Origin of the sequence: Paracoccus versutus (assembly GCF_000763885.1) — a bacterium.
GTDB lineage: Bacteria > Pseudomonadota > Alphaproteobacteria > Rhodobacterales > Rhodobacteraceae > Paracoccus > Paracoccus versutus.
The window spans coordinates 1-25,407 of sequence record NZ_JRKO01000064.1; the positions used below are offsets into that span (position 1 = coordinate 1).

Genomic DNA, 25,407 nt, shown 5'->3' on the forward strand with positions numbered 1-25,407 from the left:
GGAACGGGGGGCTTGTCGGTCCCGGCCGGGGCGGCTGCAGGGGCGCGGGGCGCGGCCATCGGCGGCACCGTGCCCGGCCCGACGGCGCCAAGCGGGCGCAGCGCCTCGTCGGCCATGCTGATCGAGGCGGCCTCGGCCTGCGCCTTCGCCGCCGCCTTGCCCGTGGGCTTGCGGCGCGGACCAGGGCGCGGATCACTGCGCCCGGCCGCCCGCCCGCGCGAGGCGGGCTTGCGCGTGCCGGACTTGGCGGCGGGCTTGGCCGCATCGGCCGCATCGGCCGCCGCGGCCGGCTTGGACTTGGCGGACGGCTTGGACTTGGCGGGCGGCGCCGGCGCCGGCTCGGCCTTTGCCGCAGCCTTCCCGCGCCGCGCCCGCGCCGGCTTTTCCGAATCGGCAGGCTTGGGCTCGGGTTTCGCGGCCTCGGCCCCGGCGCGGGCCTTGGCCCCTGCCCCGCGGCCCCTGCGTGGTTTGCCCCCGGCTTCGGCCGCGTCCGCAGCTTCCGGTTTTTCGTCCTTGCCCGCCATAATTGACAATCCTCCCTGAACCGTAAAATCATTATGCCCAGCACAATACGCAGGTAAAGCCGTGTCCTTGCCGGCAAGGCCGAATCCGGCGGGTTCATGGGAGAAGGTGGCAATGACGACGTACAAGGGTTTGAGAGGGATCATCTCCTATGATGCGATGGAGACGATCCGCAACACCAACGAATGGATGGGCGCCAGCGCGCGGGCCCTGGCCTCCTATCCGGCCTTCGCGCTGCTGCCCAATCCGATGTTCAAGCTGATGTCGGCCTGGGGCCGGGTGACCGAGCGCAGCTTCGCGCGCATGGTCATCAAGCCGGACTGGGAAATCCCCCCCGTCGTGTCCGAGGACGGCCAGGACCATGTCGTCTATATCGAGCCGGTGATCGAGCGCCCCTTCGGTGACCTGGTGCATTTCCGCGTCGCCCGCCGCGCGCCGCTTGCGCGCAAGGTCCTGCTGGTCGCGCCCATGTCCGGTCACTATGCCACCCTCCTTCGCACCACGGTCACATCCTTGCTGCCCGATTGCGAAGTCTATGTGACGGACTGGCACAATGCCCGCGACATCCCGGTCAGCTGCGGCAAGTTCGACATCGACGACTACACCCAGTATCTGGTCGACTTCATCCGCCATCTCGGCCCCGACACCAATGTGATCGCCGTCTGCCAGCCGGCGCCGCTCGCGCTGGCCGCGACCGCGCTTCTGGCCGAGGAAGACCCCAAGGCCCAGCCGCGCTCGCTGATCCTGATCGGCGGCCCGATCGACCCCGACGCGGCGGCGACCGAAGTCACCGATTTCGGCAACCGCATCACCATGGGCGAGCTGGACTACCTGATGATCCAGCAGGTCGGCTTCAAGTATCGCGGCGCCGGGCGCATGGTCTATCCCGGCCTCGCCCAGCTTTCCTCCTTCATCGCCATGAATGCCGAGACCCACGCCAAGGCCTTCCTCGACAAGATCTTCGCCGAGGCCCGCGGCCAGGGCTCCGAGGGCGACAAGCACAACACCTTCTATGACGAATATCTCGCCGTCATGGACATGACCGCCGAATTCTACCTCTCGACGGTCGAGCGCATCTTCAAGGAACGCGAGATCGCGCAGAACCGCTTCAGCGTGAACGGCAAGCCGGTCGACCTGGGCAAGATCACCGATGTCGCGGTGATGACGGTCGAGGGCGCCAACGACGACATCTCGGCGCCGGGCCAATGCGTCGCCGCGCTGGCGCTCTGCACCGGCGTGCCCGAAAGCCGCAAGACCCAGCACCTGGAACCCGGCGCCGGCCATTACGGCATCTTCGCCGGGAAAAGCTGGCGGCTGAACATCCGCCCGCTGGTGCTGGATTTCATCGACGAGCAGGTCCAGCCCGCCGGCCAGCGCAAGCGCCGCCGCAGCGGCCCGGTCCCGGTCGATTGCGGCGTCAGCAACCTCACCGAACACGATTCCAAGATCGCGGTCTGACCGCCCGCGGGAACGGGGCGCGGCCGGCGGGCCGCGCCCGCCTCAGGCTGCCCGCGCCAGCACCTCCTCCAGCGCCGCGCCGATCAGCGCCAGGCAATCGGGGGTCGAAAAGCGGTGATCGGCGCCCTTGACCAGCACCAGCCGCATGTCCTCGCCCGAGGCATGGGCCAGCAGGTCCAGCGCCCAGGACATCGGCACCTCGGCATCCCCGGTGCCTTGCAGGAAACGCACCGGGAAAGGCAGCGGCAAGGGCTGGTCCAGCACCAGGTGGTCGCGCCCGTCCTCGATCAACCGGCGGGTGATGACATAGGGATCGCCATAGCCGCTGGGCTGCTCGACTTGGCCGCGCTCCGCCAGGGCCGCGCGCTCGGCCGTGGAAAACCCGGCCCAATAGCCGCGCTCGGTGAAATCCGGCGCCGCCGCCACCGTGACCAGCCCGGCCAGCCGCTCGGGCATGGTCCGCGCCAGCAGCAGGCTGATCCAGCCGCCCATGGACGAGCCGACCAGAACCTGCCGCCCCTCGGTCAGCCCGCGGATCGCAGCCATGGCATCGGCCAGCCAGTCGCCGATCGCGCCCTCCTCGAAGGCGCCCGAGGATTCGCCATGCCCCGAATAGTCCAGGCGCAGGAAGGCCCGGCCGCGCTCGCGCGCCCAATCCTCCAGCCACAGCGCCTTGGTGCCCTGCATGTCCGAGCGGAACCCGCCCAGGAACACCACGCCGGGCCCCTGCCCCTCGATCCGGTTATAGGCGATGCGCCGCCCCTGCGGCCCTTCCAGAAACTGCGTCATTCTTTCGTGTCCAAATATCCTGCGGGGGAGTCGCGGAACGCGACGGGGGCGCAAAGCCCCCCTGCACACCTAGCCGCATTGACAACGCCGGGCAATCGCGCCACACCCGCGCGACATACCCGCAACCGGGCGTTCCGTGGGCGCCAAACCGACGAGGAGGACTCATGTCCCAGATCTCCCTGACCTTTCCCGATGGCAATGCGCGCGACTACCCCGCCGGCATCACCGCCGCCGAGGTCGCGGCCTCCATCGCCCCGAGCCTGGCGAAAAACGCCATCTCGGCCAGCCTCGACGGCCGGCACATCGACCTGCAATGGCCGATCACCACCGGGGGCAGCATCGCCATCAACACCATGAAGGACAGCGAGCCGGCGCTGGAGCTGATCCGCCACGACCTCGCCCATATCATGGCCCGCGCCGTGCAGGAGCTGTGGCCCGACGTCAAGGTCACCATCGGCCCGGTCCGCGACCAGGGCTGGTTCTACGACTTCGACCGCGCCGAGCCCTTCACCCCCGAGGACCTCGGCGCCATCGAGGCGCGGATGAAGCAGATCATCGCCGCCCGCGACCCGGTCCGCACCGAGGTCTGGGACCGCGACCGTGCGCGCGCCCATTACGAGGCGCAGGGCGAGCCCTTCAAGATCGAACTCCTCGACCGCATCCCGGAAGCCGAGCCGATCCGCATGTATTGGCACGGCGACTGGCAGGATCTCTGCCGCGGCCCGCATCTGCAGCATACCGGCCAGGTGCCGGCCGACGCCTTCAAGCTGACGCATGTCGCGGGGGCCTATTGGCTGGGCGACGCCTCGCGGCCGATGCTGCAGCGCATCTACGGCGTGGCCTTCAGGAACCGCGACGACCTCAAGGCGCACCTGACCATGCTGGAAGAGGCCGCCAAGCGCGACCACCGCAAGCTCGGCCGGGAAATGGAGCTCTTCCACTTCCAGGAAGAAGCGCCGGGCATGGTGTTCTGGCACCCGAACGGCTGGTCGATCTATCGCGAGCTGGAAGCCTATATGCGCCGCCGGCTGATCCGCGCCGATTACAAGGAAATCAAGACGCCCCAGGTGGTCGACCGCATCCTGTGGGAAAAATCCGGCCATTGGGAAGCCTATCGCGAGAACATGTTCATCGTCGAGGTGGACGAGGAAGGCGCCAAGGAAAAGCGCATCAATGCGCTCAAGCCGATGAACTGCCCCTGCCATGTCCAGGTCTACAACCAGGGCCTGAAGAGCTATCGCGACCTGCCGCTGCGGCTGGCGGAATTCGGTTCGTGCCACCGCTACGAGCCCTCGGGCTCGATGCACGGGCTGATGCGGGTGCGCGGCTTCGTCCAGGACGATGCGCATATCTTCTGCACCGAGGACCAGATCGAGGCGGAATGCGCCGGCTTCATCGAACTGCTGTCCTCGGTCTACAAGGATCTCGGCTTCGAGAAATTCGACATCAAGCTCTCGACCCGCCCCGATGTCCGCGTCGGCTCCGACGATATCTGGGACAAGGCCGAGGCGGCGCTGAAAGGCGCCATCGAGCATCTCGGCCTGCCCTATGAGGTCAACCCCGGCGACGGCGCCTTCTACGGGCCGAAACTGGACTTCAAGCTGACCGACGCCATCGGCCGCGAATGGCAATGCGGCACCTTCCAATGCGACTTCAACCTGCCGCAGCGGCTCGAGGCGGAGTATGTCGGCGAGGACGGCGCCAAGCACATGCCGGTCATGCTGCACCGCGCCGTGCTGGGCAGCTTCGAGCGCTTCATCGGCATCCTGATCGAGAACTACTCGGGCAAGCTGCCGCTCTGGCTCGCGCCGCGCCAGGTGGTGGTCGCCTCGATCGTCTCGGGCGCCGACGATTACGTCCACGAGGTCGTGGCTGCCCTGCGCGCCGCCGGGCTGCGGGCCGAGGCCGATACCCGCAACGAAAAGATCAACTACAAGGTGCGCGAGCATTCGGTCGGCAAGGTGCCAGTCATCATGGCCGTGGGCCTGAAGGAGGTCGAGGAGCGCAGCGTCTCGATCCGCCGCCTCGACCGCCAGGGCAGCGAAAGCCACGGGCTCGAATCGGCCGTGGCCACGCTGCGGGCCGAGGCCACCCCACCGGACCTGCGCTGAGCGCCCCGGCTTGGCGACAATTTGCCGATGCGAACGCGCAAGATGACCCTACGTCACCTTGCGCGGCGCATTCGTGCTTGCGTTTTTCGGCGAATCGTTCATCCTCTCGTCCGCGTGAGCACGACTTTCTACCGCCTCCCTTCACGGGGCAGCCGGACTTGACGGGAAAGGGCTGCACGGCCTGGGTGCAATCTCGCCCCAGGATGACTTGAAGGAGAGACGGTATAATGGCTACCGGCACCGTAAAATGGTTCAACGCCACCAAAGGCTATGGCTTCATCGCGCCCGATGACGGCGGCAAGGACGTGTTCGTCCATATCTCGGCGGTCGAGCGCGCCGGCCTGACCGGGCTGAACGACAACCAGAAGATCGCCTACGAACTGCAATCGGGCCGCGACGGCCGCAGCTCGGCCTCGGATCTGAAGCTGCTCTGATTCGGCAGCGCCCGGAATTTCGGAAACGGCCGGCCCGCATGGCGCCGGCCGTTTCCTTTTGTCCCCTTCCGGCTTCTTCCGTGTCGAAATATCCTGGGGGAGCGCCTCGCCTGCCCCATCGAGGGGCAGGCGAGGCGCGGGGGCAAAGCCCCCTTCCCATGCGCACCGACAGCCTCTATCCCCAAGCCCGGAACAGAAACGGGGCGATGGGATGAACCTGGCCGAACATGTGCTCAGCGCGGGGCTTGCGACGCCGGACAGGCTGGCCATGTCGGTGCTGGGGCTGGGCCGCGCCGACCGCTGGTCGCATGCCCGCCTGCGCCAGGCGGTGCTGGGCACCGCCACCGGCCTGCTGCAATCCGGCCTCGCCCCCGGCGACCGGCTGCTGATGCGGCTGGGAAACAACCCCGGCTTTCCCGTGGCCTATCTCGGCGCCATCGCCGCCGGCATCGTCCCGGTCCCGACCTCTCCCATGCTGACCACGCCCGAGATCACCCGCATCGCCGCCGCGATCCGGCCGGCCATGGTGATCGCCGACCCGGACATCACCCTGCCCGACCAGCCGGCGCCGGTGCTGCCTGCCGCCCGCCTCGGCGAATTCGCCCTGCTGCCGCCGGCCGGGTTCGCACAACACGACCCGGACGACCTGGCCTATATCGTCTTCACCTCGGGCACGTCAGGCCAGCCGCGCGCCGTCTGCCACGCGCATCGCGCCATCCTCGCCCGCCGGATGATGTTCGACGGCTGGTACGGGCTGACGCCGCAGGACCGGCTGCTGCATGCCGGCGCCTTCAACTGGACCTTCACCCTGGGCACCGGCCTCATGGACCCCTGGACGCTGGGCGCCACCGCGCTGATCCCCGCCCCCGGCATCGCGCCCGAACAGATCCCGCTGATCGCCGGCCGCCATGGCGCCACCATCCTGGCCGCAGCACCCGGTGTCTTCCGCCGCATGCTGCGCGCCGACTGGCGGCCCTGGCCGGGCCTGCGCCATGGCCTGACCGCCGGCGAAAGGCTCGATCCCGGCCTGCGCCGCGCCTGGCAGGCGCGCACCGGCACCGACCTGCACGAGGCCATGGGCATGTCGGAATGCTCGACCTTCCTGTCCGGCAGCCCCGCGCGCCCCGCGCCCGAGGGCACGGCCGGCTTTCCCCAGCCCGGCCGCCGCATCGCCATCCTCGACGACAGCGGCGCCCCGGCCCAGGGCCCCGGCATCCTGGCCGTCCACCGCGCGGACCCCGGCCTGTTCCTGGGCTATCTCGACCAGCCCGAGGAAACCGCCGCCCGCTTCCGCGGCGACTGGTTCCTGACCGGCGACCTGGCCGAGACCACGCCCGAGGGCGCGATCCGCCTGCTGGGGCGCGACGACGACATGATGAACGCCGGCGGCTTCCGCGTCTCGCCGGGCGAGGTCGAGGACGCGCTGGCGCAGATCCCCGAAATCGGCGAGATCGCCGCGACCGAATTGCCGGTCGGGCCGGGGTCGAGCATCATCGCCGCCTTCTGGACCGGCAGCGCCGACGAGGCGCGGCTGCGCGCGGCCGCCGAACGCGGGCTTGCGCGCTACAAGCAGCCGCGCGAATACATCCACCTGCCCGCCCTGCCCCGCACGCCCACGGGCAAGATCAACCGCCGCGCCCTGCGCGATGTCCATTCGCGTGCAAAGCACGACCCCCATCCGCCCACACAGCACGACACCCCGTCGCCCACACAGCACGACACCCCGTCGCGCGCACAGCACGACACCTCTTCCCGCGCACAGCACGACACCCATCGCAAGGACCGGACATGAGCCAGCAGATCCGCCTCGACATCTTCGCCGATCCCGTCTGCCCCTGGTGCCTGATCGGCAAGGCCGAGCTGGACCGGGCGCTGGAAAGCCGCCCCGACCATCCCTTTGCCATCACCTGGCAGCCCTTCCGCCTGGACCCGCAGATGCCGCGGGCGGGGATGGACTATGTCGCCTACATGAAGATGAAGTTCACCGACGAAAAAGGCATCATCGCCGCCATGAAGCCGGTGATGGAGGCCAGCGAGCGGCTGGGCCTGTGGATCAACCCCTCGCTGATCGAACGGATGCCGAACACGCTCGACGCGCATCGCCTGCTGCATTGGGCGGGACTCGAGGGCGCGCAGACCCCGGTCATGGCGGCGCTGATGCGGGCGCATTGGCGCGAGGGCCGCAACATCTCGAACCCCGACGTGCTGGTCGAGATCGGCGAGGGCGCGGGCATGGACGGGGCGGTGATCCGCCGGCTGCTGGCCTCGGACGCGGACCGCGACACGGTGCAGGCGCGCGAGATGCACGCAAGGCAGCGCGGCGTGAACTCGGTCCCGACCTTCGTCGTCGCCGATGCCCATGTGGTGACGGGCGCCCAGCCCGCCGCGCTGTGGCTGCAGGTGATCGACGAACTGGCGGGCAAGCAGCACCAATAGGTTGCGCAAGCCCCAGGCAGCTGCCGCAATATCTGGAAATTTGCGCCGGTTTCGCCTATATTCCTGAGTCCTCACCTTTCCGACTTTAACCGGGCGCGCGCGGCTGTATAAGACCCGCTCGCCCCGTTTCCGACCCCAAGCCAAGGACACCCGCCATGAGCCGATTCTCAGCCCCTATCGCCGAACAGATCTGGGACATGAAATACCGGCTCAAGGACGGCGGCGGCCAGCCCATCGACCTGTCGGTCGAGGACAGCTGGCGCCGCGTCGCCCGCGACCTCGCCCGCGTCGAGAAGGATCCGGCGCTGTGGGAGGACCGCTTCTATGCCGCGCTCGAGGATTTCAAGTTCCTGCCCGCCGGCCGCATCCTGGCCGGCGCCGGCACCGGGCGCGAGGTGACGCTGTTCAACTGCTTCGTCATGGGCACCATCCCCGACAGCATGGCCGGCATCTTCGACATGCTGAAAGAGGCCGCGCTGACCATGCAGCAGGGCGGCGGCATCGGCTATGACTTCAGCACCATCCGCCCGCGCGGGGCCGAGGTAAAGGGCGTGGCCGCCGACGCCTCGGGCCCGCTGTCCTTCATGGATGTCTGGGACGCCATGTGCCGCACCATCATGTCCGCAGGCTCGCGCCGCGGCGCGATGATGGCGACCATGCGCTGCGACCATCCCGACATCGAGGCCTTCATCGAGGCCAAGCAGGACAGCGCCCGGCTGCGCATGTTCAACCTGTCGGTGCTGGTCACGGATGCCTTCATGCAGGCGGTCAAGGCCGACGGCCCCTGGGATCTGCAATTCGACGGCAAGATCTATCACACCGTGCGGGCGCGTGACCTGTGGAACCGGATCATGCGCGCGACCTATGACTATGCCGAGCCGGGCGTGATCTTCATCGACCGCATCAACCAGCAGAACAACCTGGCCTATGCCGAGACGATCGCCGCGACCAATCCCTGCGGCGAACAGCCCCTGCCGCCCTATGGCGCCTGCCTTCTGGGCTCGGTCAACCTGGCCCGGCTGGTCGAGGCGCCCTTCACGCCCCAGGCCCGGCTGAACCCCGAGGCGCTGGACGAGCTGGTGCGCACCGCGGTGCGGATGATGGACAACGTGGTCGACGCCTCGAAATTCCCCCTGCCGCAGCAGGCGGCCGAGGCGCAGGCCAAGCGCCGCATCGGGCTGGGCGTCACCGGGCTGGCCGATGCCCTGCTGATGCTGGGCCTGCGCTATGGCGCTGCCGACGCGGTCGAGCAGACCCGCGTCTGGATGAAGGCCATCGCGCGCTCGGCCTATCTGGCCTCGGTCGACCTGGCCAAGGAAAAGGGTGCCTTCCCGCTGTTCGACGCGCAGAAATACCTGGCCTCGGGCTTCATGCAGCGCATGGATGCGGATCTGCGCGAGGCGGTGGCGCAGCACGGCATCCGCAACGCGCTGCTGACCTCGATCGCGCCGACCGGGACGATCAGCCTTTACGCCGGCAATGTCAGCTCAGGCATCGAGCCGGTCTTTGCCTATGCCTATACCCGCAAGGTGCTGCAAAAGGACGGCTCGCGCACCGAGGAAGAGGTCGTGGACTATGCCGTGCAGATGTGGCGCGACCTGAAGGGCGACGCCCCCCTGCCCGAGTATTTCGTCAACGCCCAGACCCTGGCGCCGCTGGACCATGTCGCCATGCAGGCGGCGGCGCAGGAATGGGTGGACAGCTCGATCTCCAAGACCATCAACTGCCCCGAGGACATCTCCTTCGAGGATTTCAAGGACGTCTACCTGGCCGCCTGGGACAAGGGTTGCAAGGGCTGCACCACCTATCGCCCGAACGACGTCACCGGCTCGGTCCTGTCGGTCAGCGAAAAGGCCGAGGAGGCGCCGCAGGCCGACAAGGGCGCCGACGTGGTCTACCTGACCGAGCCGCTGGACCGCCCGGCGGCGCTGGAGGGCGCGACCTACAAGCTGAAGTTCCCCGGCAGCGAACATGCGATCTACATCACCATCAACGACATCGTGCAGGCCGGCCACCGCCGGCCGTTCGAGGTATTCATCAACTCGAAGAACATGGAGCATTTCGCCTGGACGGTGGCGCTGACGCGGATGATCTCGGCCGTGTTCCGGCGCGGCGGCGACGTGAGTTTCGTGGTCGAGGAGCTGAAGGCGGTGTTCGACCCACGCGGCGGGGCCTGGATCGAGGGGCGCTACGTGCCCTCGATCCTCGCCGCCATCGGCGGGGTGATCGAGCGGCACATGGTCGCCACCGGCTTCCTGGCCGGCGAGGGCATGGGGCTGAAATCCGATCCCAAGGCCGAGGTCATGGCCGTGGGCGAGCGCCCGCGCGGCCCGGCCTGCCCGGCCTGCGGCCAATACGGCATGCGGATGATCGAGGGCTGCATGACCTGCCCGTCCTGCGGCCATTCGAAATGCGGCTGACCGGCGGCTGATAGGTGTGCGGCCAAGCATAAAATGAGCTTTACCCGGACTCTTTGAGCCTTTTTGCAAGCATAAAGTGAGCCCTGGATTTTCCAGTGCTTATTTTTATTATATTTATCAATACCCTGATGGATTTTGTTCTTTCAGGCTTAGCGACCACTCCAGGTCGGCTTGATGAGGGCGTGGACCTGTTGACGAACCGGGTATGAGCCCGCATCGTCCAGACACCCGCTCCGGGATCAGCAGCCGGTCACACCGCCCTACCGCCCCCGAAGCCTCACGTATTGTCACCATTACCACCGGAAAAGCGCCCGCTTTTCCGACCAGCCCAGTCTTGCCTCTGAAAGGAGGTCCGCTCATGTCCCCGATCCGCGCCATTCCTGGCCCTCCTGTCCAATCAGATCACCCTTCATCTTTCGATCCGTGATCTGTGCAGGCGGCCGTAGGCAACCGGAGGGCTTCAGCGCCCCGCCTGATCCTCTCTGCCGTCTGACAATCATCATCGCCACCATTTCCTACGACCGGTCTTTCCGGCCACCGGTCCCGCTTTGCCAAAAGGAATCCCCCCATGTCCCGTATCCCATTCGCCGAAGCCAGGTTTTTCAACCTCAATGACACCCGCAGCGCCCTGGAAACCCGGTTCGAGACCTATCTGCGACGATTGCGCGGCCGGCGATCAGGCCTGCCGCCGGAAGATCTCGGAAACGAATGCGATGCGCTCCCTGACCCGTTCTGGAAGGTTAATCTCTCGGGTCCGGAACAAGACCGGATCCGTCGCCGGGCCCGCCGAATCTTTGAACGTCGCAAGGCCGCAAGTGGCCTCGAGCATCTGAAGAAAGATGATCGTGAGCGGCTGGAGGTGCTGAAAGATGGCGCGCGGCTGATCAGTATCCCCAGTGAACATCGTGCCGATGAGATTGCCGCCGCCATTCACGAAGCTATGCCTTGGATGGCGCCGGCCACCGAGGTCATCTGGCACGGGATGCGCCGATCCATGCGCGAGGGCTTGCCGGGGCTCAAGGTGGAGTCGCTTAATCTCACCGGCCCGTCGGGCATCGGCAAAAGCTATTTGGGCCGGATTCTTGGGAAGCTGCTGGCCGCGCCCACCACCGTGATCGAGGCGACCGGCGAGAACGCCAGTTTCGGCGTGGTCGGTTCTCAGCGTGGTTGGGGCGGTTCCCACCCGGGCCGCCTGATCGAAACCGTGCTGCAAAGCGGCGTTGCCAATCCGATCATGGTGATCGACGAAATCGAAAAGGCCGGTTCCCCGGAGTCGATGAAGGGTCAGACCTTCGGCCTGGCTGAAGCATTGTTGCCCTTGCTGGAACCGATGACCGCGAAGCGCTGGAGCTGCCCCTATTACCAGGTCAAATTTGACATGTCTTGGGTCATCTGGATCCTGACCTCCAACGACTACCGGCGGCTGCCGGAACCGCTGCTCAACCGCTGCCCGCCGATCCGGCTGCGCCATCTGACCGTGGCGGAACTGTCCGGCTTTGTGCGCCGCGAGGGCAAGAAGCGGGCGCTGTCCGAGACATCGATCGAGACGATCTGCGAGGTTCTCGCCCACCCGTCCCTGCAGCAGCATCGTCCCAGCCTTCGGGTTGCGTCCCGCATGTTGCAAAACGCCTCTGATCTCGAACAGAGGCCGCCGCTCCACTGAGTGTGGCACCTACGCCCTTTCCTTATTTCCCTGAATCCAACGCGCCTGCGGCATCGCCGCAGACGCCCCCTCCCTTCATGCCATCGAAACGGAGATATCATCATGAAACTCTCACCCAGCGACCGTGAATGGTTCGACAAGGTGCTGCGCGCCATTGCCGCCGCCGAAGCCGGACCGTCCGAAGAAGTTCTCGCGCAGGCGCCGATCCTGTCCGACTGGAAGGCGGCGATCTCGCCTGGCGGTCATGTCATGCTTTGGGGTGAGGTGGTCGATCACCCGCTTCTCGGCAATGCAAGCATCCACACCTCGCAGCTGATCGCGATCGATCCCGAGGCCGGTTGGGCCCGGACCGCATCGCGCTGGTATCGGCTCGGCCGATCCATCGACGCCCTCGAGGCGGAACTGGCTGAATCCATGAACGGAAAGGCGAAGGTTGCGGGTTCCGTCCAGTTAGCCCTGCCGGGATTCGCCAACATCGACGACCCGAAGCTGCTTCAGAAGCTTCTGGCCACATATATCGCGCGGGTGCGTGGGATCGACGCGGCGGACCGGGCCGCCTCCAAAGAGGAGGAGTGACATGCATTGGTTTACCGCCGATCCACATTACAGCCATGACCGGATCATCGGCTTTTGCGGCCGTCCGTTCCCGGACGTGGCCGCGATGAACGCCCAGCTGCTGGCCGAATGCCGCGCCAAGGTCCAGCCGGATGATGACCTCTGGATTCTGGGAGACTTTACTGCAGGCAGATCAACCGATGCGCGGCGGCGCGAGGTCCGGAGCATCTTCCATACGTTGCCGGGCCGTCGGCACCTGATCCGGGGCAATCACGATGAAGACTGGGTTCACGACCTGCCTTGGGACAGCGTGGCCGAGACCGCCGACATCGTCGTGGACAAGCGTCGGCTGTTTCTCTGTCACTATCCCATGATCACCTGGCCGGGCGCGCGGCACCAGGGGCTGCAGCTCTTCGGTCATGTGCATCGGAACTGGATGGGCTCGCGCAACTCCGTGAACGTGGGCGTTGATGTCTGGAACTTCCGCCCGGTCACGCTGCCGGAAATCTTGCGCCGCGCAGCCGGACTCCCCGTCAATCCTCTTTGGGATCAGGTCGAACCCGGCCGCGCCTGGCCCACGGTGCTGTGCGCGGGTTGCGGTCGGATCCTCGACCCGGCCTTGGTCTCCGGCCATGCCGTGGTGCGCAAGGGTCGGATCGTCGTGGCCGCGACGGGTGAGACGATCGTCACCCTGGGAACGGCCATGCGCGGATGGCTGCCGGAGGGCCGGCATGTCTGCCCGGAATGCACCGGCGGCTACCTTTCCGTCGGGGAGGTCACGCTTCCGGCCAGGTTTGTCTTCGACGAGTTGCGGAATCGCGCCGTGCCCAAGGGGAAATAGAATGCCCCATGACAATTCCACTGACAAAGCCAGGGTCGAGGACCGTCTCCTCGCCAGCATCGAGCTGATCGATGCGGCGCAGGCTTGCGCGCTCTTGCGCATCGACACCGATGCACCGGAGGCTATCATGCAGGCCATGGTCCGAGATGATGCCATCATCGCCCTGGCCCAGAATGGCAGGACCATGTTCCCGCGGTTCCAGTTAGACTTGGCGAACTGCCTTGTCTTTGCTGTCGTCCGTGACATCCTGAGGCTCAGGCCAGCCTGCATCAGCAACCTGAGGCTTTGCTACTGGCTGACCCGCGCCCACGTCGATTTCGGCTGCGCGCCGGCGCAACGGTTTGGCCATGAGGACGCGGCAATCGTCACCGCATTCCGGCGGTATATCGAGCCAATCTGCCATGGGTAGCAGCGTTCGCTAAAATTCACCTGTTCTCTGATCAACAGAGACAATACCTTCAGCTGCAGGACTTGATAATTTCATGCAGGTCCGGATCCCCTGATACGGAGTTTCCGGCCCTCTTCGCGCCTTCTGTCCAGGTGCAATTTCCAACGGTCAAGCGAGCCTTGCGATCGGGCGTGAAAGATATTGTCCCGCTGACCGGACTTCCAGATGAAGACATCCAACTAAGGCTATAGCTGAACCCCGGCGTCCACCAACTGCTCCAGGGCGTATTTGTGTAAACTCCGTCCACGATGGTCCGGTTACCGCTCTTATCGATATCTATGCCAACGAAAAGCGTGCTGACATTGCCTTTTCCTGCCATGTAAAGCTGGCTGTTCTGGAAAATGTTCGGATCGTCACAAATAAAAGCGATGGTGTAGGATTCCGGTTCATCTCCAACCCACCATTCGTCGAAGTAATACATCCTGTCGTCGGAATAGAACGTGCCGTCCGGCGTTGAGCAAGCCACCACTTCCAAGCCAGGAATATTGCGCCTCCCGCCTCTCTTCACCGTCTCGAACAGTTGACGGCGGCCCGTTTTGCGGGACCGCGAAGCATAAGGAAGAGAGAGTGATATGATACCAGCAGCAGCCGTGATCGGCATAGATGTTTCCCGCGATTGGCTCGACGGCTTTTGTGCGTCGAGCGGGCGGCATCTCCGTCTCCCCAACACCGTGGCAGGCCATGCCCAACTTCTTGTGCAGCTCCGGGCCTTGCCCCAGCCGGTGCGGATCGGATTTGAAGCAACGGGCGGTCAGGAATGGGTGCTCTGGGCCACGCTTGTGGCGGCAGGGGTGGAGGCTGTGCAACTGCCCCCGGCACAGATCAAAGCCTTTGCCCTTTCCTGGGGCACTCGGGCAAAGACCGACCGGATCGATGCCGAGCTCATCGCGCGGTTCATGCTGTTCAGGCCAGAAGCGGATAGAAGATTGCCGGAAGAGAATCTGCGTGTTCTCAGAACGTTGACAACACGCAGGGCGCAGATCGTGGACATGGGCAAACGGCTTTCGGCATAGATCGCGGCGCGTAATAAGCAACACATCCCCGCCGATCTCGAGGGTATGGATGCTGACTTGTGGCCATGCTGGACACTCAGATCCGTAACCTTGAGCGGCGGATCGATAGCGTCATCGCGCAGGAGGAAGCGTCAGCCGTCAAAGCAAGGCTTCTGCTGTCCATCCCCGGGATCGGTCCGGTTTCTGCGGCCATGCCGATCGCGGAACTGCCGGAGCTCGGGCGGATAACATCCAGCGAAGCTGCGGCCATGACCGGTCTTGCCCCCATACCTCATGACAGCGGGGCACTGCGTGGGAAGCGAGCAATCGCAGGAGGCCGGCGCGCACTGAGGCGTGTCCTGTTCCAGACAGCACTGGCTGCAGCGTGTCACAATCCTGTCCTGAAACCTGTCGCGCAGAGCCTCAAGATGCGAGGCAAGCCCCACAAACTGGTCATCGTTGCCATCGCGCGCAGATTGATCATAATCGCAAATGCAATCCTCAAAACCGGCGCCCCATGGCAGGCTCAGCCGCGTCGATAGACACAGTTGCCAGGCTAGAAATCACCCGTGGCCTTCGAACAATGGGCCGCCTAACATGAGCACCCGACCGGAACAGAACCGGGACAGGTTGAATCTGACCTCGGAAGAGGAAGGTATGATGGCCCCATTGATCGAGCCGTATCGGTAGTAAAATGCGCTCGTGAACCATCCTGGATAGCCGGACCACATCAAATGTGCCCGGCTATCGCACATTTGCCGCATGCAGCAGATAAGCCAACTAAGTTTTTGTTTTCAGATACGACCCCGGTCCATATATCGCTTTTTCTTGATGCGCTCGCGGCATGCAGGATCCCCAGACAACAGAAGGAGATCGCGTCCAGGGACCCTCATGCTCTGGCCGATGGAAAGGGTTTGCCTTCTTCATCCCTTCATGAACGCGGATCAAAACCACATCTGGCAGGATAACGTAGCGAAGGAGCGGCGTTCGGGCGATGTCGCTATGCCCAGATGTCACCGATCGTGAAGCCATGCGTGAATGGATCGTCATGATCCAGGACGAGCGTGTTGATGCCGGTAATCCAGCTTGTTCCACTGATCGTGGGGACGACCGCTTGCCGGCCATGGATCTTCGTTTCCTCGACAAGTTCCCCGGTATAAATATTCCCGATGATGCTTTGGTGGCGGAACTTCCTGTTCAGCGGCAATTCTCCCTTTGCGTGAAGAGCCGCCATTTTTGCGCATGTGCCGGTCCCGCATGGACACCGATCCAGCGCCCCGGTCCATGTCGACGGATCGTCCCATGAGAATTCCCCAGTGGACATGGTGACAGTATTCTTCCAGTCGGCATTGGGGGCTTCGGTCGGGCCCGAAAGTTGCGATACCGTGATCCCGACGCCGGGGTAATCCGGATGCTCGACCGGCAGTTGTTCGATGGCCGCCTGTCGGATCATTGACGACACGCGCGTGAGTTCGGCGCCATGTTCGGGAATGATTTCAAGCCCCTTGAATTGGCGAACATCGGCGATGACGTAGAACATGCCGCCCCAGGCAACGTCGACGGTGACCTTTCCCAGATGCGGAACGTCGATGACGGCATCCAGATGGACACCGAATGCCGGCACGTTCTTGAACGTGACGCTCTTGACCTTTCCGCCGGAGCATTCCGCGATGATGCGAATAAGCCCGGCGGGAGCTTCAAGAACGAGTTCGGTGACCGGCTCGGTCATCGGCAGGATACCCATCTCCAGCAGGACGGTGGCGACCGAAATAGTGTTTCCCCCGGACATCATCGGATATTCGATCTGCTCCATGATGATGTATCCCGCATCCGCTTCGGGATGGGATGGAGGAACGAGAATATTGCAGCAGTGCGCCGGATATCCGCGCGGCTCACGCAGCAGCAGAAGGCGAAGCTGATCGTCGTTTTCCTCTAGCCACTTCATTTTCTCGTAAGTGGTGTTGCCCGGAATATGGGGAATCCCACCGGTAACGACCCGCATAGGTGTTCCGGCATGGGTGTCGATAGCGTGGATCGTCCGCTTGAAGGACATTTGGATTACCTCTTGTTGTATGGCCGTAGGACAGCAAGCGTTCCGCTATGAGAAACGCCAGCAACGTGGTGGTTCGGATCGTCAGGCGATCTGGAACCCGTGGCGCAGCGGGTCGTCGTCATCGACCAGGATGGTATTGTGGCCGGTGATCCGCGCCCATCCGCCGATGCTGGGCAGGATGCCGGGGTAGTCGCCCACCGTCACCGCCTGTTCGGCCCGGCCCTCGAAGACGGTGCCGATCAGGCTCTTGTTGCGGAAGCTGTCCCCAACGGCCAGCCGCCCCTTGCCGTGAAGCTGCGCCATCCGCGCCGAGGTGCCGGTGCCGCCGGGCGAGCGGTCGATGGCCTTGTCGCCATAGAAGACCGCATCGCGGCCGTCGCAATCCGGCCCGTCCGGGCCGTCGCACCAGACCGCGTGATGGACGCCGCGGATGCGGTCGTCCTTTGGGTGAACGACGGTTTCGCCGTATTCGGCCAGCGCCTCGCGCAGGGCGCGGCTGTGGGTCACGATCTCGGATGCGGTCATGCCGGTCAGGCCGGGCCAGTTTTCTTGCGGCTCGATCACGGCATAGAAATTGCCGCCATAGGCGATGTCCACGGTCAGCGGGCCAAGGCCCGGCACATCCACCCGGACATCGGCGCTGTGCAGGAAGCTCGGCACGTTGAACAGCCGCACCGAGGCGACGCGCTCGCCCTGCATCCTGCATTCCACGTCGACCCGGCCCGCGGGGGTCTCGATGGCCAGCCGGCCGGGGGTCTTCGGCGTGACCAGCCCTTCCTCGATGGCGGCGGTGGCCAGGCCGATGGTGCCGGCGCCGCACATCGGCAGGCAACCCGAGACCTCGATGAACAGCGCCGCAAGGTCGCAATCCTCGCGATGGGCCGGGTAGACGATGACGCCCGACATGATGTCATGGCCGCGCGGCTCGAACATCAGGGCGGTGCGCACCCAGTCGTGGTCGCGCAGGAACAGGTCGCGGCGCTCGAAGATCGGCAGATGCGGCAAGAGCGGCGCGCCCCCCGCCACGACCCGGACCGGGTTGCCGCAGGTATCGCTGTCGATGCAGAAGAACCTGTGGCGCATGGCTCAGGCTCCCTTTCGCTTGCGATCCAGCGCACCGCGGGAGAGCCTGTCGAGCAGCAGGGCGATTGCGACGATGGCGAGGCCGGCGCGCAGGCCGAGGCCCATCTCCATGCGGGTCAGGCCGCGCGTCACCTCGGCGCCCAGCCCGCCGGCGCCGACCAGCCCCGCCAGAACCACCATGGCCAGCGACAACAGGATGCACTGGTTCAGCCCCACCAGCAGCGTGGGCGTGGCGGCGGGGAACTCGATCTTCCACAGGATGGTGCCGGGCTTCGCGCCGATGGCCTCGCCCAGTTCCTTGAGGTCCTTGGGCACGCCGCGAAAGGCCAGCGTGGTCAGGCGCAGCATCGGCGGGATGCCATAGACGATGGTCGCGATGATCGCCGGCACCTTGCCCAGGCTGAAGATCATCACCGCCGGGATCAGGTAGACCCATGGCGGCACGGTCTGCATCACGTCGAGGACCGGGCGCAGCGCCGCCTCGACCCGCGGCCGGCGCGCGGCCAGGATGCCCAGCGGAAAGGCAATGGCGACGGCGATCAGCACCGCGACCCGCAGCCCGGCGGCGAAGAAGGCCGCGACCGCGACCAGCGCGATCAGCGCCCAAGGCGGCAGCACCAGAAGCGCGCCCTCGATGGCGCCCAGCACCGCCTCGATGACCTGGGTGACGACCGCGAAGAAGCCGTGGAAATTGGCGTTCAGCCAGTCGACGACGGGGGCGAGAAAGGCTCCGGGATTGACGGTCATTTCGTCCTCGCAAGGCTTTGGGTGATGCGGTCCAGCACCATGGTCAGCACCACGATGGCGATCGAGGCATTGATCGAGGTGGCGATGTCCAGCGTGCGGATGGCGCCGTAGATCGTCTCGCCAAGCCCGCCCGAGCCGACGATGCCGGCGATGACCACCATGCCGAAGGCCATCATCAGGCTCTGGTTCACGCCGGCCATGATCGAGGGCAGCGCGAAGGGCAGCCGGATCTTCCAGAACATCTGCGCCGGCGTCACGCCCGTGGCCTGGCCCAGCTCGATGAACTCGTGCGGGGTCTGGCGGATGCCGAGGCTGGTCAGCCGGATCGCCGGCGGCATGGCCACGATCACCGTGGCGACCAGCGCCGTGGCCGGGCCGAAGCCCAGAAGCGCGATCGAGGGCAGCAGGTAGATATAGGGCGGCATGGTCTGGACCAGGTCCAGCACCGGCACCAACGCCCGGTCCAGCCGCGGCATCAGCCCGGCCAGCACGCCCAAGGGCAGGCTGATCGCCAGCGCGATGACGGTGGCGGCGATGACCAGCGCCAGCGTGGCCATGGTCTCGGTCCACAGCCCCATCGCGGCGCAGACCGCCAGCGCCAGTGCCGTCGCCACCCCGGCCCCCAGGCCCAGCACCCGCCAGGCCAACAGCCCGACCAGCGCCGCGGTCACATAGAAGGGCGGCAGCAGCAACAGCCATTGCACGGCGTCGAACAACCCCTTGAGCAGCGCGCGGGCGCCGTCGAAGATGAAGGCGGCATGGTCGGTCAGCCAGAACAGCGCATTGTCGATGGTGGTGTCGAAAGCGGTGACGAAATTCTCCATGACGCCCCCTTAATGCGCGCTAGCATCGGCATCGCCGCGCACGCCCAGCAGCAGGTTGCGGATGGTGACGATGCCGACCAGCTTGCCATCCTCCTCGACGGCGATGGCATCGCTGCCGGTCTCGGTGATCTGGCCGATCAGCGCGTCGATATCAGCCTCGGGCGAGCAGCGCGGCAAGCCGTCCACCGCACCCTGCCATTGCCCAGCCGAGATCATCACCGAATGCGCCTTGATCAGATGCAGCCGCGAGATGCCGGCGACGAAATCGGCGACATACTGGTCGGCCGGGTTCATCACGATTTCTTCGGCGGTGCCGGTCTGGATGATGACGCCGTCCTTCATGATGGCGATGCGGTCGCCGATGCGGATCGCCTCGTCGAGGTCGTGGGTGATGAAGACCGCCGACTTGCCCAGATCCTTGGTGAGCTGGCGGAACTCGTCCTGCAACTGCCGGCGGATCAGCGGGTCCAGCGCGGAAAACGGCTCGTCCATCAGGATGATCTCGGGGTCCGAGGTCAGCGCCCGCGCCAGCCCGACCCGCTGCTGCATGCCGCCCGACAGCTCCGACGGATAGCGCAGCATCCAGTCCGACAGGCCGACCTTGGCCAGCGCGGCCTCGGCGGCGCGGTTGCGCTCGTCCTTGGGCACGCCCTGCACCTCCAGCCCGAAGGCGGCGTTTTCCAGCACGTTGCGCTGCGGCAGCAGGGCGACGGACTGGAACACCATGCCGATATGGCGCGCGCGGGTCTCGCGCAGGGTGGCGGCGTCCATGGCGGCGATGTCGCGGCCTTTGACCTTGACCTGCCCCAGGCTCGGCTCGATCAGCCGGTTCAGCAGCCGGATCAGCGTGGATTTGCCGGAACCCGACAGCCCCATGATGCAGAAGATCTCGCCGCGCCGCACCTGGATCGAGGCATCCGAGACACCGACCACGCAGCCGAACTCCCTCAGCACCTCCTGCTTGCCCAGGCCCCGGCCGGTGATCGCCCCGATCGCCTCGCGCGAGCGGTCACCGAAGACCTTCCACACCGACCGGCAGTCGATCAGAACCTCAGAGTTTTCCATGTGCTTTCCCTGTCGCTGCTTGTCGGTTCGGGGCGGCCCGAAGGCCGCCCGCCCGCTTCAGTAGGATTTGATGTTTTCCCAACGCTTCAGCAGATCTTCATGCGCCGCGGTCCATTCGGCGACCGCCTGGTCCATGGTCTTGCCGTCGTTCACCGCGGCGTTGATCCTGGCGATGTCGGCGATCGGGACATAGACACTGGCGATGACCTCGCGCGCTTCGGGATTCGCTTCGGCAAAGCCCTTCTGGCCGATCCAGTAATAGCCCTGCGGCGGGGCGAAGATGCCCTTCGGATCCGCAAGGAACTTGGTGTCGAACTTCAGCGCCATCCAGGTCGGTTCCCACAGGGTGACGGCGATCCACTCCTGACGATCGGTCGCCGATTTCAGCGCCGCGGTCATGCCGGCGGTCGAGCCCTCGATCAGTTGCAGCTTCAGCCCATAGGCATCGACGGCGTCTGCCGCTTCACGCATCAGGCCCGAGCCGGGCTCGATACCGATGATCCTGCCGCCGAACTTGTCGGCGTTGTCGTTCAACTCCTCGATCGAGTCGATGGGCACGTATTTCGGCACCGCGATGGCCTGATACAGCCCGTGCGAGACCGGCGAGATTTTTTCTAGCCGGTTCTTGTTCCGGTTCCAGTAGTCCTGCGCGACGTAATCGGTCTGCGAGGCGATGATCTGGATGTCACCCTTGGTCAGCGCGGCATAGGCGATGCCCCATTCCGAGAACTCGGTCAGCTCGACAGTGAAGCCCTTGTCCTCCAGCACCTTTTTGGTGATGCCGGTGATCGGGGTCAGGTCTTCCCAGGACAGGGTGCCCATCTTGATCACCTTGTCCTGCGCCATCACCGGCGAGGCAAGCCCCAGCGCCACGGCGCCGGCAAGGATGGCTTTGAAAAATCTGCGCATGTAATCCTCCGCTGATCTGGATTAAATCGAGCCGAGTCGGGGAGAGGGACATAAGCAATCCTTCGCTGCGATTACGGCCGCAACGCCATTCCCGACCGCCCGATAGACGAGTCTTAATTTTTAGGGTTCTTGACCGGCTTTATCCAAAGCGTTCCGACGCCCTGAATACACGGACTTATCACCGACAGCTGAATTATGGGCAAACGAATTTTTCTGCGGTGAAGCATTAGTAAAACTCCCACGTCTCATCGGGTGCATTGGTCGTGAGAGGTATATCTGGTTCACGCCTGAAGTGATGACAGAACGTGCTCGACAAAGCTGGCTACGCCGACTCTGTTAAGAGATTTCTTCTTGCAAATCATAAAGTTGCCGCGTCCAGCCGTGATAGGGGTCGGATGAGCGAAGACCAGCTTACCCTGTTCGATGAACGCCCGGACCATGGGTCGCCAACCCAGCATGACGCCTTCTCCCTCAAGGGTGGCATCTATCAGCATTCCTACCTTGTTGGTCGAGAGGCTTGAGGGGGCCTTGTTCCACTCGGCGCCCTGAGAACGGAACCATTCCGGCCAACCGAGAGGTTGCCAGCCGATGGCATCCGCGCTCCAATGGCGATCGTGCAAGTGAAGAAGATTCACGCGATTGAAATCATCGACCTCTTTGAAGGGGCCGTGTTCCGCAAGAAAACTCGGGGTGCAGACCGGCTGGGCGATTTCCTGGAACAGAAAATGCAATTCTTCGCCGACCTCGCAGCGCTCATTGCCGCATAGAATGGAGATGTCCACCTCTGAATAGTTTCGCAGCGTATCATCGGCATCCGAAGCCAGCACGACGAACCCGACATCCGGGTGTTCTACCCGGAAACTCTTGATCAATGGCTTCAGCCAGTATTTTGCAAGCGCATCCGTTGCCGATATGGTTACGGTCTGTGGCCCGTCATCGCCTATGAGCGCCGAGATCGTCGCACTAATCGTGTCGAGGCCGGAGGTGGCCGCGGAATAGAGGTTCGCGCCCTCGGGCGTCAGTTCGAGCGCATGGTGCTTTCGCACGAACAGGAGCAAATCCAGCGCGCGCTCCAACTGGCGGATCTGTTGACTGACCGCGCCCTGGGTCACGTTCAGTTCCTTTGCCGCCAAGGTGAAGCTAAGGTGCTTTGCGGCCATCTCGAAGGTCGCGAAGGATCCAAGAGATGTCAGGTAGCGGCGCTTGATCGACGGCATGGCAGTGAAACCCCTCAATGAGCGGACCGCCATTCTAGCCCGGCGAACACAGTTTTCCAGATCGGAGCGAGCGGCGGATCGCAGATATCGAGAAGGCTCGACGCCGGGATGATGGGTTGAACAGACTCTCCGGTCGGCACGGCCCCTTTTGGTCGGATGCAGAGGATCCGTGTAGCAATTTCACGCGGTTGACCGAACCCTCAGTTTCTCAAGCGCATCGCTTGCGACTCGTGCGGGGTTCCCTGGGACCAGATCAATGCGCTTCCCTTGATACCGATGCCCCACTTCTTCCGACGAGAAAGTCGAGGTCGGCACCTTCCTCCGCCTGCAAGACATGATCTTGATAGAGACGCAGATAACCTCGATCCGCCTGGACCTGAGGTTCTACCCAGTTGGCGCGGCGGCGGGCGAGTTCGGCTTCATCCACAAGCAGTTCCAGGCTTCCCCCGGCCACATCAAGTCTGATTGTGTCGCCGGACTGCACCAAGGCGATAGGGCCTCCTACCGCTGCTTCGGGGGACGCATGCAGAACGACAGTCCCATATGCGGTCCCCGACATCCTTGCATCCGAAATACGCACCATGTCGCGCACTCCGGCCTCCAGCAGACGTGCTGGAATAGGCAGGTTTCCTACCTCGGCCATTCCCGGGTAACCTCGCGGTCCGCACCCCTGAAGCACAAGAACCGTATCCGCCGTGACGGGCAAGGCCGGATCGTTGATTCGTGCCCGCATGTCTTCAATGGAACTGAACACCAACGCCTGTCCCTCATGTTTGAGGAGATTCTCGTTGGCAGCCGCTGGCTTGATCACGGCGCCGTTCGGCACAAGGTTCCCCCGCAGCACCCGAATCCCGGCTTTTTCCTTTACGGGGCTGTTGAACGAGCGAATGACATCCGTATTAAAGCACTCTGCATCTGCGACGACCTCCTTGATGCAAGCCCCTGTGATCGTCAAGGCATCCCTGAGCAGATGGCTCAGTTCTTTCAGGACAACCGGAACGCCGCCCGCATAGCAGAAATCCTCCATAAGATAGGTCCCGGATGGCATGCAGTTGACCAGCAAGGGGATGTCCGCACCAAGTTCAAAATCCTGGAGATCGAAAGGTATCTCCAGCCTCTTTGCCAGCGCCAGCAGATGCACCACCGCATTTGTGGATCCTCCGAAGGCAGCATTCGCAATGACCGCATTCTCAAAGCTGTTTCGGCTGACGACCCGAGAGATCTTCAGGTCCTCTTCGACCATTCTGACGATCCGCATTCCGCTGAGATGCGCCAGGGCCATCCGTCTGGAATCGGCTGCGGGCAGCGAGGCGTTCATCGGCAGGCTCAGCCCCATGGTCTCGACCAGGGAAGCCATTGTCGAAGCGGTGCCCATGGTGTTGCATACGCCAAAGGAACGGGCGATGCCCGCCTCGGCAGCCATGAAATCCTTCAATGAGAGATCTCCGGCCCGAAATTCCTCGGAAAGACGCCAGATATCCGTTCCCGATCCCAGGATCTGGCCTCTGAATCGTCCGCTCAGCGATGGCCCCGCCGACACGACGATCGAGGGCAGATCTACGCTGGCCGCTCCCATAAGCTGGCCTGGTGTGGTCTTGTCGCACCCGCCCATCAGCACGACGCCATCGATAGGCTGGGACCGGATGGCCTCTTCAACATCCATTGCCAGCAGGTTTCGGAACAACATAGTGGTTGGGCGAACCTGATCTTCATTGAGCGAGCTTACAGGAAACTCGACGGGTAACCCGCCCGCTTCCCATACTCCACGCTTGACCGCCTCTGCCAAGCCAAGCAGGCTTGCGTTGCAAGGGTTGAATTCGGACCAGGTATTGCAGATGCCGATAACCGGCCTTCCATCGAACACATGCTCGGGAAGACCCATTGCCTTCATCGATGAGCGATGAATGAAGCCGTCTTTGCCGAGCGAGCCATACCAGTCTTTGCTACGATATTGTTTCTTCCCGGACATAAGACGGTGTTCTTTCTGCTGATGAATTGGAAATTCGATTGACTTCCGAACGGTAGCACGGGCCCCTAACAAGCAGAATCGTTATGCAGGCATCAAATCGTGAGGGGCGGCGAGACCGCTCGCGGCAAGGGCGCGAGCGGCCTTAACCTGTCGGTCTCAGTCGAGGCTCGCGTCGGCGCTGTCGTTCAAATCGATCCAGATTGTCTTGAGCTGGGTGTACTGGTCGTGGGCGTGGACGCTGTTGTCGCGGCCGCCGAAGCCCGATTGCTTGTAGCCGCCGAAGGGGGTGGTCACGTCGCCCTCGCCGAAGCTGTTCACCGTCACCGTGCCCGCCCGCAAGGCCCGCGCCCCGCGCAAGGCCCGCTTGCCGTTGGCCGAGAAGATCGAGGCCGCAAGCCCGTAGTCGGTGTCGTTGGCAACCCGGATCGCCTCCTCGAAACTGTCCACCACGATCACCGTCAGGATCGGGCCGAAGATCTCCTCCACCGCCAGCCGGGAATCGCGCGCGGTCTCCACGATGGTCGGCTCGATGAAGCCCTCGGCCACCACCTTGCCGCCGACCAGCACGGTTTCCGATTTCGCCGCATCCAGATAGCTGCTGACCTTGTCGAAATGCGCCTTCGAGACAAGCGGACCCACGCGGTTCGCCGGATCCAGCGGATCGCCCACCAGCCAGCCGGCCGCCTCGGCCCGGACCTTCTCCAGCAGCCGGTCCCTGATGCCGCGCTGCACGATCAGGCGGCTGGCGGCCGAGCAGTTCTGCCCCATGTTCCAGAACGCGCCGTTCACCACATGCGCCGCCACCGCGTCCAGGTCCTCGGCATCGTCCAGCACGATGCAGGGGTTCTTGCCGCCCAGCTCCAGCACCACC

At 64.4% G+C, this 25,407-nt stretch carries 23 protein-coding genes and 1 pseudogene; 12 read left to right on the plus strand and 12 right to left on the minus strand.

All coding sequences use genetic code 11. The features are described from left to right. Positions 1-524 (minus strand): annotated as a pseudogene (locus IT40_RS27005) (class I poly(R)-hydroxyalkanoic acid synthase); the annotation flags it as partial. Between the two features lie 112 nt (positions 525-636). On the opposite strand from IT40_RS27005, the gene phaZ reads away from it, so the two are divergent. Next, positions 637-1,980, plus strand: coding sequence for a polyhydroxyalkanoate depolymerase (phaZ, locus tag IT40_RS22075; protein WP_114535293.1), 1,344 nt, complete (start codon positions 637-639; stop codon positions 1,978-1,980). 42 nt (positions 1,981-2,022) lie between these two features. Here the strand turns inward: phaZ and IT40_RS22080 are convergent, their stop codons facing one another. After that, complete coding sequence (locus IT40_RS22080) at positions 2,023-2,769, minus strand: alpha/beta hydrolase (protein WP_036759774.1); 747 nt, start codon at positions 2,767-2,769, stop codon at positions 2,023-2,025. Between the two features lie 164 nt (positions 2,770-2,933). Here IT40_RS22080 and thrS point away from each other — a divergent pair, with 164 nt between their 5' ends. From thrS to IT40_RS22125, 9 genes are all read left to right on the plus strand, one after another. Further along, complete coding sequence (gene thrS, locus IT40_RS22085) at positions 2,934-4,880, plus strand: threonine--tRNA ligase (protein WP_036759776.1); 1,947 nt, start codon at positions 2,934-2,936, stop codon at positions 4,878-4,880. Positions 4,881-5,107: 227 nt separating this feature from the next. Next, positions 5,108-5,314: a cold-shock protein gene (locus IT40_RS22090; protein WP_011747293.1), complete on the plus strand. Its 207-nt coding sequence runs from the start codon at positions 5,108-5,110 to the stop codon at positions 5,312-5,314. A 211-nt stretch (positions 5,315-5,525) separates the two neighbouring features. After that, positions 5,526-7,106: a class I adenylate-forming enzyme family protein gene (locus IT40_RS22095; protein WP_084197379.1), complete on the plus strand. Its 1,581-nt coding sequence runs from the start codon at positions 5,526-5,528 to the stop codon at positions 7,104-7,106. Then, positions 7,103-7,750, plus strand: coding sequence for a DsbA family oxidoreductase (locus IT40_RS22100; protein ID WP_036759777.1), 648 nt, complete (start codon positions 7,103-7,105; stop codon positions 7,748-7,750). The genes IT40_RS22095 and IT40_RS22100 overlap by 4 nt, the downstream gene beginning before the upstream one ends. Positions 7,751-7,905: 155 nt before the next feature. Then, positions 7,906-10,170, plus strand: coding sequence for an adenosylcobalamin-dependent ribonucleoside-diphosphate reductase (locus IT40_RS22105; protein WP_036759779.1), 2,265 nt, complete (start codon positions 7,906-7,908; stop codon positions 10,168-10,170). A gap of 568 nt (positions 10,171-10,738) precedes the next feature. Further along, on the plus strand, positions 10,739-11,833 hold the full coding sequence (locus IT40_RS22110; protein WP_036759781.1) for an AAA family ATPase: 1,095 nt from the start codon (positions 10,739-10,741) through the stop codon (positions 11,831-11,833). A 102-nt stretch (positions 11,834-11,935) separates the two neighbouring features. Next, positions 11,936-12,409 (plus strand): DUF6634 family protein, encoded by a 474-nt coding sequence (locus IT40_RS22115; RefSeq protein WP_036759783.1) that lies wholly within the window; start codon positions 11,936-11,938, stop codon positions 12,407-12,409. A gap of 1 nt (position 12,410) precedes the next feature. Then, complete coding sequence (locus IT40_RS22120; protein WP_036759786.1) at positions 12,411-13,229, plus strand: metallophosphoesterase; 819 nt, start codon at positions 12,411-12,413, stop codon at positions 13,227-13,229. A 1-nt stretch (position 13,230) separates the two neighbouring features. Next, a complete protein-coding gene (locus tag IT40_RS22125; protein WP_036759788.1) occupies positions 13,231-13,638 on the plus strand; it encodes a hypothetical protein in 408 nt (135 codons plus the stop codon). Positions 13,639-13,687: 49 nt separating this feature from the next. On the opposite strand, the gene IT40_RS28950 is transcribed toward IT40_RS22125, so the two are convergent. Then, a complete protein-coding gene (locus IT40_RS28950; RefSeq protein ID WP_147307253.1) occupies positions 13,688-14,278 on the minus strand; it encodes a hypothetical protein in 591 nt (196 codons plus the stop codon). Between IT40_RS28950 and IT40_RS29745 the strand changes: the two genes are divergently transcribed. Together IT40_RS29745 and IT40_RS29750 are read left to right on the plus strand one after the other, a co-directional pair. Continuing rightward, positions 14,268-14,690, plus strand: coding sequence for an IS110 family transposase (locus IT40_RS29745; RefSeq protein ID WP_208021283.1), 423 nt, complete (start codon positions 14,268-14,270; stop codon positions 14,688-14,690). The two genes, IT40_RS28950 and IT40_RS29745, sit on opposite strands and share 11 nt — an antisense overlap. Positions 14,691-14,755: 65 nt before the next feature. Beyond that, positions 14,756-15,211, plus strand: a complete 456-nt coding sequence (locus tag IT40_RS29750) for a transposase (protein WP_243700134.1) — start codon at positions 14,756-14,758, stop codon at positions 15,209-15,211. Positions 15,212-15,669: 458 nt separating this feature from the next. Here IT40_RS29750 and IT40_RS22135 read toward each other — a convergent pair whose 3' ends face one another. The 9 genes from IT40_RS22135 to IT40_RS22175 all read right to left on the minus strand — a co-directional run. Further along, positions 15,670-16,722, minus strand: coding sequence for a proline racemase family protein (locus IT40_RS22135; RefSeq protein ID WP_036759790.1), 1,053 nt, complete (start codon positions 16,720-16,722; stop codon positions 15,670-15,672). Positions 16,723-16,803: 81 nt separating this feature from the next. After that, positions 16,804-17,805, minus strand: coding sequence for a 4-hydroxyproline epimerase (locus tag IT40_RS22140; RefSeq protein ID WP_036759792.1), 1,002 nt, complete (start codon positions 17,803-17,805; stop codon positions 16,804-16,806). Positions 17,806-17,808: 3 nt separating this feature from the next. Next, positions 17,809-18,552 (minus strand): ABC transporter permease, encoded by a 744-nt coding sequence (locus IT40_RS22145; RefSeq protein WP_036759794.1) that lies wholly within the window; start codon positions 18,550-18,552, stop codon positions 17,809-17,811. After that, complete coding sequence (locus IT40_RS22150; RefSeq protein ID WP_036759795.1) at positions 18,549-19,376, minus strand: ABC transporter permease; 828 nt, start codon at positions 19,374-19,376, stop codon at positions 18,549-18,551. The genes IT40_RS22145 and IT40_RS22150 overlap by 4 nt, the downstream gene beginning before the upstream one ends. Before the next feature lie 9 nt (positions 19,377-19,385). Further along, positions 19,386-20,441, minus strand: a complete 1,056-nt coding sequence (locus IT40_RS22155; RefSeq protein ID WP_036759797.1) for a quaternary amine ABC transporter ATP-binding protein — start codon at positions 20,439-20,441, stop codon at positions 19,386-19,388. A 57-nt stretch (positions 20,442-20,498) separates the two neighbouring features. Further along, positions 20,499-21,350 (minus strand): glycine betaine ABC transporter substrate-binding protein, encoded by an 852-nt coding sequence (locus IT40_RS22160; protein WP_036759799.1) that lies wholly within the window; start codon positions 21,348-21,350, stop codon positions 20,499-20,501. 281 nt (positions 21,351-21,631) lie between these two features. After that, complete coding sequence (locus tag IT40_RS22165; protein ID WP_036759811.1) at positions 21,632-22,567, minus strand: LysR substrate-binding domain-containing protein; 936 nt, start codon at positions 22,565-22,567, stop codon at positions 21,632-21,634. Between the two features lie 253 nt (positions 22,568-22,820). After that, positions 22,821-24,536: an IlvD/Edd family dehydratase gene (locus IT40_RS22170; protein WP_036759801.1), complete on the minus strand. Its 1,716-nt coding sequence runs from the start codon at positions 24,534-24,536 to the stop codon at positions 22,821-22,823. A gap of 156 nt (positions 24,537-24,692) precedes the next feature. Then, on the minus strand, positions 24,693-25,407 hold a 715-nt coding region (locus IT40_RS22175; protein WP_036759803.1), incomplete at its 5' end, for an aldehyde dehydrogenase family protein.